We start from the raw sequence: 13619 nt of genomic DNA, 5'->3' as shown, positions 1-13619 counted from the left end.
CCGGCCCTACATCACCCGTCAACGCCGCCGCACCCGACTCCACCACACCCGGATGCGACACACCCCCCGCCAACGCCTCCACACCCGCCAACAACTCCACACGGTCACCACCCACCACCACCGCCCGATGCTCAAACACCGACCGCGCCGTAACCAACGACCACCCCACGTCGACCAACGAAAGCCCAGACGCACCCCCCACCCACTCACCCAACGCCGCAGCCTGCCCCCGCAACGCCTCCACACTCCGACCCGACACCACCCACGAAACCGGGCCCATGTCCGAGCCCGAGGAGACCGACTCGGTCGGTTCTTCCTCCTCAGGAGCCTGCTCCAGGATCAGATGGGCGTTCGTGCCGGAGATGCCGAACGATGACACCGCCGCACGGCGGGGCCGCTCCAGGTGGGGCCACTCCACCGGCTCGTTCAGCAGCCGCAGTCCGCTGCCCTCCCACTCCACATGCGGGGTGGGCTCGTCCAGATGCAGGTTGGCGGGCAGTCCGGGGTGCCGGAGTGCCATCACCATCTTGATCACGCCCGCCACACCGGCCGCCGCGTGCGTATGGCCGATGTTGGACTTCAGCGAGCCCAACAGCAGTGGCCGGTCGGTGGGGCGGTTCTGGCCGTACGTGGCGATCAGGGCCTCGGCCTCGATCGGGTCGCCGAGTTTGGTGCCGGTGCCGTGTGCCTCGAGGGCGTCCACATCGCCGGGCGCCAGCTGGGCGTTGGCCAGCGCCTGGCCGATGACGCGTTCCTGGGCCACGTCGTTGGGCGCGGTGAGGCCGTTGCTGGCGCCGTCCTGGTTGATGGCCGAGCCCCGGATCACCGCCAGCACCCGATGACCGTTGCGCCGGGCCTCCGACAGCCGCTCCAGCACCACCAGCCCGACGCCTTCGGAGAAGCCGGTGCCGTCCGCGTCGGCGGCGAAGGACTTGCACCGGCCGTCCGGGGCCAGGGCGCGCTGCCGGGAGAACTCGGTGAACATGATGGGGGTGGCGAGCGAGGTGACACCGCCCGCCAGGGCCAGGGTGCACTCCCCCTGCCGCAGCGCCTGCACCGCCAGATGCATCGCCACCAGCGAGGCCGAGCACGCGGTGTCCACCGTCACCGCCGGCCCCTCCAGACCGAAGGTGTAGGCCACCCGGCCCGAGATCACACTGGTGAGTCCGCCCGTGGTGGCGTAACCCTCGAACCCCTCGGGGATGCGCGGGGCGCGCGACAGATAGTCCTGGCTGGACACCCCGGCGTAGACACCCGTGCGGGTCCCCTTCAGCGACACCGGGTCGATACCGGCCCGCTCCAGGGATTCCCAGGCCATCTCCAGCACCAGCCGCTGCTGCGGATCCATGGCGAGCGCTTCCCTGGGGCTGATGCCGAAGAACGCCGCGTCGAAGCGGTCCGCCTCGACGAATCCGCCCTGGCGGACACAGCTGGTGCCGTAGTGCTCCGGATCAGGGTGGTAGAGGTTCTCCAGGTCCCAGCCACGGTCCGTCGGGAAGTCCCCGATCGCGTCGACACCCGAGACGAGCAGTTCCCACAGCTCCTCCGGGGAGGTGACCCCACCGGGAAAGCGGCAGGCCATGCCGACCACGGCCACCGGCTCGTGGCTACGCTCCTCCACCTCGCGCAAGCGCAGACGCGTATCGTGCAGATCGGCGGAAACGCGCTTGAGATACTCGACCAGCTTCTCTTCGTTCGCCATGAGGGTCACCCGGCCTTCAGCGATCGTCGCGCCCGGCACATTCAGGACACACCAAGCTCGTTGTCAATAAACTCAAGGACCTGATCCGCGGAGGCGGACTCCAGTCTTTGGGCCGCGCTCATCTCATCCGTCGGCTGCCGTGGCAATTGCGTGCTCGGAGGGACGATCGCGGTGGGGGTGGCGTCGGTACCGTCGGAGGTCAGCCGTCGCACAAGATGGTGGGCGATGCCTTCCGGGGTCGGATGTCTGAAGATCAGGGCCGCGGGCAGCCGCAGACCCGTGGCGGCCGCGAGGCGATCGCGCAGTTCGACGGCGGTCAGGGACTCGAAGCCCAGCTCCTTGAAACTGGCGTCGGCGTGCACCGCCTCGGCATCGGTGTGTCCCAGCACGGTGGCGGCGTGGTCGCGCACCAGGCCGAGGAGGGTGCGGTATCGCTCCACGGCCGACAGCCGCGCCAGCCGGGCGGCCCAGTCGACGGACGACGCTCCGGTGACGGCAGCGGCGGCGCGCCGCCGTACGCTTCCGCCACCGACACTCTCGGTCGCCACTCGGCCGGTGTTCAGGGACCGCAGCTGATCGGCGTCGGCGGGGCGCAGCACCAGCGCGTCAACCGTCAGCACCGGGGCGCCCACGGCATCCACGACGACGACCCGCAGTTCACGCTCGCCCTCGGCCCCGGCGGTCTGCGGACGGGGGGTGAGCCGGACGCGTACGGCGGTGGCCTCGGCCGCCCATAGAGACACACCGCTGATGGTGAACGGCAGCCACATCCGGCCGCTGTCCTCCTCCCCCTGGGTCCGGTCCATCCGGTCCATCCCGTCCATCAGCAGCGTCGGATGCAGCACCGCGTCCAGCAGGGCAGGGTGAATCCCGAACCCACCGGGCTCTCCCGCGGCCTTGGGCAGCTCCACATCGGCCAGCAGATCCGCGCCGTCCCGCCACACCGCGCGCAGCCCCTGGAACGCGGCGCCGTAGGCGTATCCGGATGCGGCGATCCGTGCGTAGAACCCGTCGGTGTCCACCGGCCGCGCTCCCGGCGGAGGCCAGGTCCCGGGCAACTCCCCCGACCGGCTTTCCGGTACGGCGGGGCCGAGAACGCCCACGGCATGGCACATCCAGTCGGTGTCGCCACCCGCGCGAAGGCCGTCGTCGGGAAGGGAGTAGAGCGCGATGTCACGGCGTCCGTCGTCGGCGGGTGGGCCCACCACCACCTGGACACACCGGCCGCCCGTCGCGGGCATCACCAGCGGCAGCCGCAGCGCGAGCTCCTCCACCGCACCGCAGCCGGCCTCGTCGGCCGCCCGCAGCGCCCACTCCACCAGCGCGGCTCCGGGCACCAGGGCCACGCCCGCCACCACATGGTCGGCGAGCCAGCCGTGCGTCTGCGGGGAGATACGTCCGGTCAGCACATGGCCGCTGCCGTCGGCGAGCCGCACCGCGGCGCCCAGCAGCGGATGGTCCGCGGCCACCAGGCCGAGGGCGCCGGGGTCCCCCGCGCGCCCGCCGGGGGCGTCCAGCCAGTAGCGCCGGCGCTGGAAGGCGTACGTGGGCAGATCGACCGTACGGGGCGTGGGGTGGGCCGGGAAGGCGGGCGACCAGTCCACCTCGGCCCCGGCGATGAACGCCTGCGCGACCGACTTGGTCAGCTGGGCCGGGTCCCCGTGGTCGCGCCGCAGGGTGGGCACCGCGGCGGCGCCGATCTCGGCGTGCTCGAAGCTCTCCCGCATCGCCATGGTGAGGACGGGGTGGGTGCTGGCCTCGATGAACACCCGATGCCCAGCCGCCAGCGACACCTCGACGGCATCGGCGAACCGCACCCGTTCCCGAAGATTCCGCACCCAGTAGTCCGTGTTCAGGATGGATACATCGGTGCGGCCACCGGTCACGGTGGAGTAGAACACCACTCCGGACGCGGGCGTCTCGATCGGCTCAACTCCCCGGAGCAGCTCGGTGAGTTCCTCGGCGATCTCATCGACCTGGGGACTGTGCGAGGCGTAGTCCACCTCGATCAGCCGCGCCCGCTCGCCCGCCTCTTGACACGCGGCCACCACAGTGGCCACCTGCTCCGGCGGCCCGGACACCACCGTGGACTCGGGCCCGTTCACCACCGCCACCACGACCGCGGCGGCCCGGTCGCCGAGCCCGGTCAGCAGCTCCTCGGCCCGCTCATGGCCCAGTGCCAGCGAGGCCATGGCCCCGCCTCCGGCCAGTCGCCGCAACGCCTTGCTGCGCAGGGCCACGACCTTCGCACCGTCCTCCAGGGTCAGCGCTCCGGCCACCACGGCCGCCGCGATCTCGCCCTGGCTGTGCCCCACGACGGCGGCGGGGCGCACACCGTACTCGGCCCATACGGCGGCCAGGGACACCATCGCCGCCCAGAGCACCGGCTGCACCACATCCACCCGGCCCAGATCGGGGGCGCCCTCGGCTCCCCGCAGGACATCGGTGAGCGACCAGTCGACGTGGGGCGCGAGCGCTCGTTCGCACTCCGCCACGCGGGCGGCGAACACCGGTGAGGCGTCCAGCAGTCCGGCGCCCATCCCGGCCCACTGCGAGCCCTGCCCGGGGAAGACCAGCACCGGGCCCGCGTCCACTGCCGCGCCGGAGCGGGTGGCACCGGGGCCCACCACGCCCGGATGCGTCTCGTCGGCCGCCAACGCCTCGAGGGCGGCGGTGAGTTCGTCGCGGCTCCCGCCGACCACCACCGCGCGGTGGTCGAACGCCGTCCGGGTGGTGATCAGCGACCAGCCCACGTCCCGGGGCGACGGTGTGTCGTCCGCGGCCATGTGGGCGGCCAACTCCCGGGCCTGTCCCCGGAGGGCTTCGGTGCTGCGGGCGGACAGCGCCCAGGGCACCGGCCGGTCGTCCTCGTCCGTCCGCGGGCCGCTGGGGACGGGTTCCGGTTCGGGGGCCTGTTCCACGATCAGATGCGCGTTGGTGCCGCTGATGCCGAAGGAGGACACGCCCGCGCGGCGGGGGTGTTCGTCGCGCGGCCACTCCACCGGCTCGGTCAGCAGCCGCACCGCGCCGCTGTCCCAGTTGACGTGCGGGCTGGGCGCGTCGATGTGCAAGGTGGCGGGCAGCAGTCCGTGCCGCATGGCCATCACCATCTTGATGACGCCCGCCACACCGGCCGCGGCCTGGGTGTGGCCGATGTTGGACTTCAGCGAGCCCAGCCACAGGGGCCGCTCTTCGGGCCGCTCCCGCCCGTAAGTGGCCAGCAATGCCTGCGCCTCGATCGGGTCGCCGAGGGTGGTTCCGGTGCCATGGGCCTCAACGGCGTCCACCTCGGACGCGGACAGCCGGGAATCGGCGAGCGCCTGGCGGATCACCCGCTGCTGGGAGGGGCCGTTGGGCGCGGTCAGGCCGTTGGAGGCGCCGTCCTGGTTGACGGCCGAGCCCCGGATCACCGCGAGGACCCGGTGGCCGTTCCGCCGGGCGTCGGACAGCCGCTCCAGGAGCAGCAGGCCGACGCCCTCGCCCCATCCGGTGCCGTCGGCGGCGGCCGCGAACGGCTTGCACCGCCCGTCGGGGGCCAGGCCCCGCTGCCGGGAGAAGCCGGTGAACATGCCGGGTGCGGCCATCACCGTCACCCCTCCGGCCAGGGCGAGCGCGCATTCGCCCTGCCGCAGTGCCCGTACCGCGAGATGGATGGCCACGAGCGACGACGAACACGCCGTGTCCACCGACACCGCGGGCCCTTCCAGGCCGAAGGTGAACGCCACCCGGCCGGACACCACGCTCGGGGTGCCGCCGGTGAGCAGATGGCCGTCGAGCCCCTTGGGCGCCTCGTGCAGCCGGGGGCCGTAGTCCTGGGGCATCACTCCGACGAACACTCCGGTGGCGCTGGCCTGGAGGGCGGTGGAGCGGAGGCCCGCCCGTTCGAAGGTCTGCCACGCGGTTTCCAGCAGCAGCCGCTGCTGTGGGTCGGTGGCGAGCGCCTCCCGGGGGCTGATCCCGAAGAATTCCGCGTCGAATTCCGGTGCGTCGTAGAGGAAGCCGCCCTCGTGGGCGTAGCTGGTGCCGGGGCGGTCCTGGTCGGGGTCGAAGAGTCCGGCCAGGTCCCAGCCGCGGTCCCGGGGGAACTCCCCGATCGCGTCGACGCCCTCGGCCACCAGCCGCCACAGCGCCTCGGGCGAGTCGACGCCGCCGGGGAAGCGGCAGCCCATGGCCACCACCGCGATCGGCTCGTCGGCGTCGCGCGGTGCGGGGGCCGTTGACGCGGGCGGGGTGGCGGCGGGGCTGGTGTGGGCGCGCAGATGGTCGGCGACGGCCAGGGGGGTGGGGTGGTCGAAGGTGAGGGTGGCGGTCAGGGGCAGCCCGGTGGCGGCGCCGAGCCGCTCGCTCAGTTCGGTCGCCGCGAGCGAGTCGAAGCCCAGCTCCTTGAAGGTGAGGCCGGGATCGATGGCATCCGGCTCGGAGTGTCCGAGGACGAGGGCCACCTGGGTCCGCACGACCTCCAGCGGGTCCCGGTCCGGCCCCGTGTCGCCGGGCTCGGCCGTCTCTCCCGCGGGCGCTGCCTGGTCCGGGGCGGCCTCCGTCCCGGTGGTGTGAGTGCCCCGCGCGGTGGATTCGGGTGTGGTGCCGGGCCAGTAGCGGTCCCGCTGGAATGCGTACGTCGGCAGGGGGACCCGCTGCCGGGGGTGCCCGCCGCAGGCCCGGTCCCAGGCCACCTCGGTGCCGCGGACATACGCCTGGGCCATGGCGGCGGCGAAGGTGCGCACCTCGGGGCGGTCGCGGCGCAGCGCGGCCACGGCGGCCGGGCGTGGCCGCCCGGGGGCCGGTCCGGGCCGTGCGGTGAGGCATTCGCGGGTCATGGCGGTGAGCGGGGCGTCCGGCCCGAGTTCGAGGAAGGTGGTGACACCGGCGTCCAGGAGGGTGTGCACGCCGTCCATGAAGCGCACCGCGTGGCGGGCGTGCCGGGCCCAGTAGTCCGGTGCGGCGAGCTCCGAGGCGGTGGCGAGCCGTCCCGTCACATTGGAGACGAGGGGGATGGCCGGTGCGGAGAAGGTCAGTCCGGAGGCGACGGCGCGCAGTTCGTCGAGCATGGTGTCCATGTGCGGCGAGTGGAAGGCGTGGCCGACCTTCAGCAGCCGGGCCTTGCGGCCGCGCTCGCGCCAGGCGGCGGTAGTCGCGTGGACGGCGTCGTGGTCGCCCGAAATCACCACGGACGAGGGGCCGTTGACGGCGGCGAGGTCCAGCCGGTCCTCCCATCCGGCGAGCAGTCCCGCGGCCTCGTCCAGGTCGGCCTGCAGCGCGGCCATGGCACCCGTCGCCGTGATCGACTGCATCAACCGGCCGCGGGCGGCCACCAGGGTGCAGGCGTCGGGCAGGGTGAGCACACCGGCCACATGTGCCGCGGAGATCTCGCCGACCGAGTGGCCCATCAGATGGCCGGGGGTGAGCCCCCAGGACTCGGCCAGCCGGTACAGGGCCACCTCGATGGCGAACAGCGCGGGCTGGGTGTACGCGGTGTGGTCGAGCAACGCCGCTCGCGGGGACCGGGATTGGGCGAACATCACCTCGCGCAATGGCTCCGCCAACTGCCCGTCCAGACGGTCGCACACCTCGTCCAGCGCCGCGGCGAAGACCGGGTAGGCGGCGTACAGTTCACGGCCCATGGCCATGCGCTGGCTGCCCTGGCCGCTGAAGAGGACGGCGAGACCGCCGTCCGTGGCCCTGCCCCGCACCACTCCGGCGGTCTCCATGCCATTGGCCAGCGCGTCCAGTCCGCTCAGCAGCTCTTCGGTGCCCTCGCCGAGGATCACGGTGCGGTGCCCGAAGGCGGTCCGGGTGGTGGCCAGGGAGTGTCCGATGTCGGCCGGGGAGAGGCCGTCGTGGTCCGCCAGATGGTCCCGCAGCCGCCCGGCCTGGGCGCGCAGTGCCGTGGGCGTCTTCGCGGAGATCGGCCAGGCCACCACGGGAGGCGTGGGGGCGTCGGCCGGTGCGGACGAGGACACGGGCGAGGGCGCTTCACCGAGGACGAGATGGCAGTTGGTGCCGCCCATGCCGAAGGAGCTGACCCCGGCGAGCAGCGGCCGGTCCGGACGGGGCCACTCGCCGAGCCGGTCCTGGACCCGCAGTCCGAGTTCGGCCAGCGGGATCCGTGGGTTCGGGGTGGTGAAGTGAAGGCTGGCCGGCAGCCGGCGGTGGGTGATGCCGAGGGCGGTCTTGAGCAGTCCGACGATGCCCGAGGCGCCCTCGAGGTGGCCCACGTTGGTCTTGGCGGAGCCGACGAGCAGCGGTGTGCCGTCGGTCCGTACGGTGCCGAGCGCGGCGCCGAGGGCCGTCGCCTCGACGGGGTCCCCGACGGGGGTTCCGGTGCCGTGCAGCTCGACGTACTGAATCTCGTCGGGTGAGAATCCGGCCCGCCGGTGGGCGGTGCGCACCACGTCCTCCTGGGCCGCCGGGCTGGGGGACGTCAGCCCGTCGGTGGCGCCGTCGTTGTTGACGGCGCTCGCGTGGATGACGCAGTACACCGGGTCGCCGTCGCGTACGGCCGCGGCGAGTGGCTTGAGGAGGACCACCGCGCCGCCCTCGCCACGCACGAAGCCGTTGGCACGGGCGTCGAAGGTGTGACAGCGCCCGTCCGGGGAGAGCCCGCCGAACTGGGCGGCGGCGGCCGCCATGCTGTCCTCGGTGAGGATGAGGTTGACGCCTCCGGCCAGGGCCAGGGCGCACTCCTGGCGGCGCAGGCTCTCGCAGGCGGTGTGCACGGCCACCAGCGAGGAGGACTGTGCGGTGTCGACGGTGAGGCTCGGGCCCCGCAGACCGTAGCCGTAGGAGACCCGGTTGGCGATGATGCTGCGGTGGACACCGGTCATGGCGTGCCGGGTGGCCGCGGTGGCGTCCCGGCGCAGGAGAGCGGCGTACTCGTCCCAGATGGCGCCGACGAACACACCGGTCGCGCTGTCCTTCAGCGTTCCGGGGCGGATTCCCGCGTCCTCGAACGCCTCCCAGGCGAGTTCGAGCATCAGCCGCTGCTGGGGGTCCATGGCCGTGGCCTCGCGGGGCGAGATGCCGAAGAAGGAGGCGTCGAAGGTGTCGACGCGGTCCAGGAAGCCGCCGTACCAGGTCGGCGCCAGCCGGTCGGAGCCGTCGCTGACGGGGCCGTCGGCGGCGGGGTCATCAGCGGCAGGGCCATCGGCGTCGGGGCCGTCGGTGGCGGCGCCATCCGTAGCGGGGCCATCAGTGACGGCGGCGCCGGTCCGGCGGCGGTCGTCCGGCATGGTGGTGATGGCGTTCCCGCCCTGCCGCAGCAGCCGCCAGAAGGCCGACGGGCTGGGTGCGTTCGGCAGGCGGCAGGCCATTCCCACCACGGCGATGGGCTCCGCGTGCTGAGGTGTGCGGGTGGGTTCGGCGCTATCCATCGCACCCCATACGGCGCTCGGCGAACGGCTGCGTGTTCGTGGTCATGGGCGGCACTCCCGCTCCGGATTGATGATCGGTGCGAGCACGTGGCCCATCGTGGGGCGCGGTTCTAAAGCAAGGCCAAATAGGCCACGGCCGGTGACTTTAGAGACGCGTTACCGGAACCCCGGACGATCGCTTGAGCGGGTGAGCCTTTATGTGCCCTGGGCCGACCCGATCTTTCGAGCACACAGGAGGAGTGCCATGACCTCTCCCTCGGCCGTGCCCCCGGGCGGCACGGTGTCGGACTACTACAGCTCGCTGGGCCCTCTTCTGCAGATGGCGTGGGACGACAACTTCCACTTCGGCTACTGGGACGGCCCGTCCGATACCCGTTCGGTCCAAGAGGCCACCGATCGCTTCACGGATCTGCTGATCGAACGGCTGCGGGTGGGGCCGGGAGACCGGGTGCTGGATGTCGGCTGTGGTATCGGGAAACCGGCGATGCGGCTGGCGTCCGCCACCGGCGCCAATGTCCTGGGCGTCACGATCAGCGAGCTCCAGGTCAAACAGGCGACCGAATCCGCCCGGCTGGCCGAGCTGTCCGACCGGGTGGCATTCCAATACGCCGACGCCATGGCGATGCCTTTCGACGACGCGACTTTCGACGCCGTACTCGCATTCGAATCGATCAATCACATGGACCGTCCGACGGCACTGCGGGAGATGGCTCGTGTGCTGCGGCCGGGAGGCCGGGTGGTGCTCACGGATGTCACCCCGCCGAGCGACGGCAGTTATCAGCCGGACGACGATCCCGCTGTGGTCACCTCGCTGACCCGGCTGGAGGACTGGCCCGGTCTGGTCGGTGACGCCGGGCTGGTGCTCGATGAGCTGACCGATGTCACCGAGAACACCAAGGACACCGCCAACCGCATGATCGACGGGATCCTGCGTTGTCGCCGGGAGTTCGAGGCGCGCCACGGGGTCAGCGTGCAGGAGGTGCTGGACGCCGCCAAGTCGGCGCTGCCCACCGTGCCCAGCGCCGGCTGCGCCATCGTGGTGGCCCACAAGCCCTGAATCAGCGGCAAACCTGACGGTTATTCGAGAATCCTTCATGGGTCCCGCGCAGACGGAATTCTCCGCTCCTCATCAAAGCGGCGCCAAGGGGCCCATGATCTCGCAAGATGCGCTTGTCCCGGCCGATGTGATCCGCGTATTCTCATTCGCGGACTGCAACACCTCAAGTGCGGGATATCCGGACTCCGATCTTCCGGACCGTATTGCGAATACCCGCTCCGCACCGTCGAGGACGCCGCCTCGAGGGCGCGTATATCCGGATTCTAGGTGAGGTGGGTAGTCATAGGACTCGCTTACGATGTGGGGCACCTGCCGAAGGCGACGATCTCGTCCATCCTCTGATTCCTCGGCAGGGCCCCGACAAAAGAGGGGTGAGTAATGGCAGTCGCGAACGGCGTGCGTCAGTGGATCCGGCGGCACCGCCCGTCCCCGTCCAGTGCGGAGCGGCCGGACCACTTTCCACACGCAAGCGGCTCGGCAAGCGCCCACTTCCCATCCCCTTCGGGGTCGCCGGACTCCGGGGACGTGACAATTCCAGCGCGCCACCCGGACGGCAGGGGTCGACGGTCCGCATGGACGGCCAGAGCCCGACCCGCACACACGTTCGCCTCCGGAAGCAGACCGCCCTCGAAATCGAGAGAACACACAGACAACCCCGCGGGCAATTCCGGCAAAGACGCCGACTGTCCCATGACCGCACTCGTCGGCGACTCGGATGGGGCACATCGTGCGATATGAGATCATGGGACCTCTTCGCGTAGTGGAAGAGGAGAGGAAATTAACTGTCAGGGCGCGGAAGATCGAGGTCCTGCTAACCGTCCTCCTCGTCCGCGCCGATCAAGTGGTCCCGATCGACCAGCTCATCACGGAGATCTGGGGAGAGTATCCACCGCGCCGGGCGATCGCCGGGCTCCATGTGTATGTCTCCCAGATCCGTAAGTTCCTGCGCCGGCCCGGCCAGAACGAAAGCCCCGTTATCACCCGTCCGCCGGGATATGTCCTGCGGCTGGGCCACGACCGCCTCGACTTCCACTGCTTCGAACGGCTGGTGTGCGAGGGCCGGGACCATCTGCGGGAGCGGCGTTACCAGCAGGCCACGGCGACTTTCGAAAGCGCACTCGATCTCTGGCGCGATCCACTGCTGGACGACGTATGCCATGGGCCGATCCTCGAAGGCTTTCAGACCTGGCTGAAAGAAGCCCGGCTGGAATGCATCGAGATGCTGACGGATTCCCGGCTCATGCTCGGCCGCCATCGCGAGCTGGTGAGCGATCTGTATCAGCTGACCACCGAGCATCCCTTGCGGGAGGCACTGCACCGTCAGTTGATGCTGGCGCTCTACCGCTGTGGCCGCCGGGCGGACGCCTTGCATGTGTATCAAGCGGCGCGCAAGACGCTCAATGAGGAACTCGGGCTCGAACCGTGCCGGGCCCTGCAGGACATGCAGCGGGCCATCCTCACCTCGGATGACCGACTGGAACTGCATGTTCCCGCTTGAGGAGGACGGCGTAAGGAGGTGGAGATATTGAGCGAACACGTCAGATATCTGTCCGAGGGCACTCCGATCGAGGTCGTCCTCGAAGGCGGACCGGACGATCTGCCCCGGGCATTCAGGGCCGGGCGGTCGACCCTCACCAGCAAGAAGCTCAAAATCCAGCACCGCAATGGATACGAGCACTTCGAACTCGTCGACGATTCCGCTGACATCACCACAGCGATCTTTCGCTGGACCATGCGCACGAAAATCGCCGAGTAGCCTCCATGGCTCCGGAACCCCCGGGGCCCCCCCCCGCCCCCCGCGCGGGGGGGCCCCGCCGCGGCGTTCAGCAGGGTCGTTTCAGCGGTCGTCACGCCTCTTTCAGCATCCGGCGAGGGCCGGTACGCACTGATTCGGGTTGTTCCCGGTGACCGTGGTCGCGGTGAGCGCGATCGAGCCGCCGTCGGTGAAGATCCCACCGCCCTGGCCGCCATTGGCCGTATTACCGGTCACCGTATCGCCGGTCATTTGTGTGGTGCCCGCGTGCTGAAACACACCGCCGCCATTCAGCGTGGCGGTGTTCCCGTTCACCGTGGTGGCCTGCACCCGCAGTGCGCTGCCCATATTGGCGATACCGCCACCGAAACTGCCGGCGGTATTCTCGGTCACCCGGCCGCCGTTGATCGTGAGATCTCCGATCGCGGTGGAGATGCCGCCGCCCTCGAAGTTGGTGGTCCTGTTCCGGGCGATCCCGACGGCGCTCAACAGCGTCGTTCCGAAATTGCTGACGCCACCGCCCGAGCTGTCCGCGGTATTGTCCGAGATATTGCCGCCCGAGACGCTGAGGGTGGCCGACGTATTGATGTGAATACCGCCGCCGTCCCCCGCGGAATTGTGCGTCACATCCGTGCCCGAAAGCACCGCCGAGCCGCCCGAGGCGATCTCGATACCCCCGCCGACGTTGCTCGCGGTGTTGCCCGTGACCGTGGATTGGGCCAGCCGCAGCGAGCCCCCGTCGAGGATGCCACCGCCGTCGATGCCCGCCCCCGAGGTCGCCCGGCCGCCCGAGAAGGTCACGCCGTTGACCGTAAGGCTTCCACCGGGCGCGATCTCCGCGATCCGGAAGTCCGCCGCGGACGCGCTGCGTCTGATGGTCGCCAGGGTCCCGGTGATGGTCACGTCACGGGTGATGAGCGGCAGTCCGTCAGCGCCGTTGGGACCGGTGAAGGCCGCGGAGCCCAGCGTGTACACACACCCCGTGGACAGGAGGACCGCCCCTCCGGATGGCGAGCTGTTGGCCTCGCTCACCGCCGTGACCAGTGCCGCCGCGTCCCCGCAGGGCACCGGGACCGCCTTCTCGCCCTCCCCTCCCCCGCCTCCCTTTCCTTCGGCGGACGCCGGAGCGGAGACCGCCCATGCCGATACCGCCAGCGCCATGACGGGGATCAAACCCCGGATCGTTGTCGCGAGTCGCACGAGGAGTCTCCTTAAGCGTTTCCGAGCAGCGGGCCAGACGCAGCAGGTTCAGACTCTTCGCTCGAGTACCGCTCGGCATCCGCTCAAGTGCCGGTCGAGTGAGACTCGATCTTCTGTACGACGGGGGCGAGAACCCCCCGTTCCCGGGCCGCGGAAGACAGCGCGGCGAGACCCTCAGAAACGATGAAACCGCAGGTCACCAATGGCGCCTGCGGTTTCCGAGGTGGGTCATCAGGGGCTCGAACCCTGAACCAATGGATTAAAAGTCCACTGCTCTGCCAATTGAGCTAATGACCCGCACCCCCGCAGCATAGCTCGGCGAGGGGCCAACACCCGAGCCAATACCCTCCGGGAGCGAAAGGCCGTGCAACAGCGTGGTGTTGCACGGCCCTCAGCACGGCCCGATCAGCCGCGTCGCACGGCCCGATCAACCGTTGCGCACGGCCCGATCAACCGTTGCGCTTCCAGCGCGGCTTGTCGGCGCGGCGGTCGAGGGACCGGTCGTGCGAGCTGCCGGAGCGCTCGTACGAACGGCCG

Annotated in this window: 6 protein-coding genes and 1 tRNA gene; 3 read left to right on the top strand and 4 right to left on the bottom strand. The window is 70.6% G+C overall.

Annotated features, from left to right (window positions below; translation table 11 throughout):
• Positions 1-1702 (bottom strand): type I polyketide synthase (locus ACFXB5_RS36780; protein ID WP_385216513.1); only part of this gene is annotated, 1702 nt, incomplete at its 3' end.
• Positions 1703-1743: 41 nt separating this feature from the next.
• Positions 1744-9072, bottom strand: a complete 7329-nt coding sequence (locus tag ACFXB5_RS36775) for a type I polyketide synthase (RefSeq protein ID WP_385216510.1) — start codon at positions 9070-9072, stop codon at positions 1744-1746.
• A gap of 244 nt (positions 9073-9316) precedes the next feature.
• On the opposite strand from ACFXB5_RS36775, the gene ACFXB5_RS36770 reads away from it, so the two are divergent.
• From ACFXB5_RS36770 to ACFXB5_RS36760, 3 genes are all read left to right on the top strand, one after another.
• Entirely contained in the window at positions 9317-10129 is an 813-nt protein-coding gene (locus tag ACFXB5_RS36770; RefSeq protein WP_385216508.1) for an SAM-dependent methyltransferase, read from the top strand.
• A 727-nt stretch (positions 10130-10856) separates the two neighbouring features.
• The gene (locus ACFXB5_RS36765; protein ID WP_385216505.1) at positions 10857-11627 is read left to right on the top strand and encodes a BTAD domain-containing putative transcriptional regulator; all 771 of its coding nucleotides are present in this window, start codon (positions 10857-10859) and stop codon (positions 11625-11627) included.
• Positions 11628-11654: 27 nt separating this feature from the next.
• Complete coding sequence (locus ACFXB5_RS36760) at positions 11655-11885, top strand: DUF5988 family protein (RefSeq protein ID WP_385216502.1); 231 nt, start codon at positions 11655-11657, stop codon at positions 11883-11885.
• A gap of 102 nt (positions 11886-11987) precedes the next feature.
• Here ACFXB5_RS36760 and ACFXB5_RS36755 read toward each other — a convergent pair whose 3' ends face one another.
• Positions 11988-13082, bottom strand: coding sequence for a right-handed parallel beta-helix repeat-containing protein (locus tag ACFXB5_RS36755; RefSeq protein WP_385216500.1), 1095 nt, complete (start codon positions 13080-13082; stop codon positions 11988-11990).
• Between the two features lie 224 nt (positions 13083-13306).
• Positions 13307-13379, bottom strand: a tRNA-Lys gene (locus tag ACFXB5_RS36750).
• Positions 13380-13619 lie beyond the last annotated feature (240 nt).

The organism is Streptomyces sp. NPDC059455 (assembly GCF_042750115.1).
GTDB classification, from domain to species: domain Bacteria; phylum Actinomycetota; class Actinomycetes; order Streptomycetales; family Streptomycetaceae; genus Streptomyces; species Streptomyces endocoffeicus.
Note: the sequence above shows the minus strand (reverse complement) of the source record. Positions and strands in the feature narration are given on the sequence as shown.

What these genes read in the sequence shown, in the direction of transcription:
- ACFXB5_RS36770 (WP_385216508.1), top strand. Translation starts at nt 9,317, where the DNA reads ATGACCTCTCCCTCGGCCGTGCCCCCGGGCGGCACGGTGTCGGACTAC.
- ACFXB5_RS36775 (WP_385216510.1), bottom strand. Translation starts at nt 9,072, where the DNA reads ATGGATAGCGCCGAACCCACCCGCACACCTCAGCACGCGGAGCCCATC.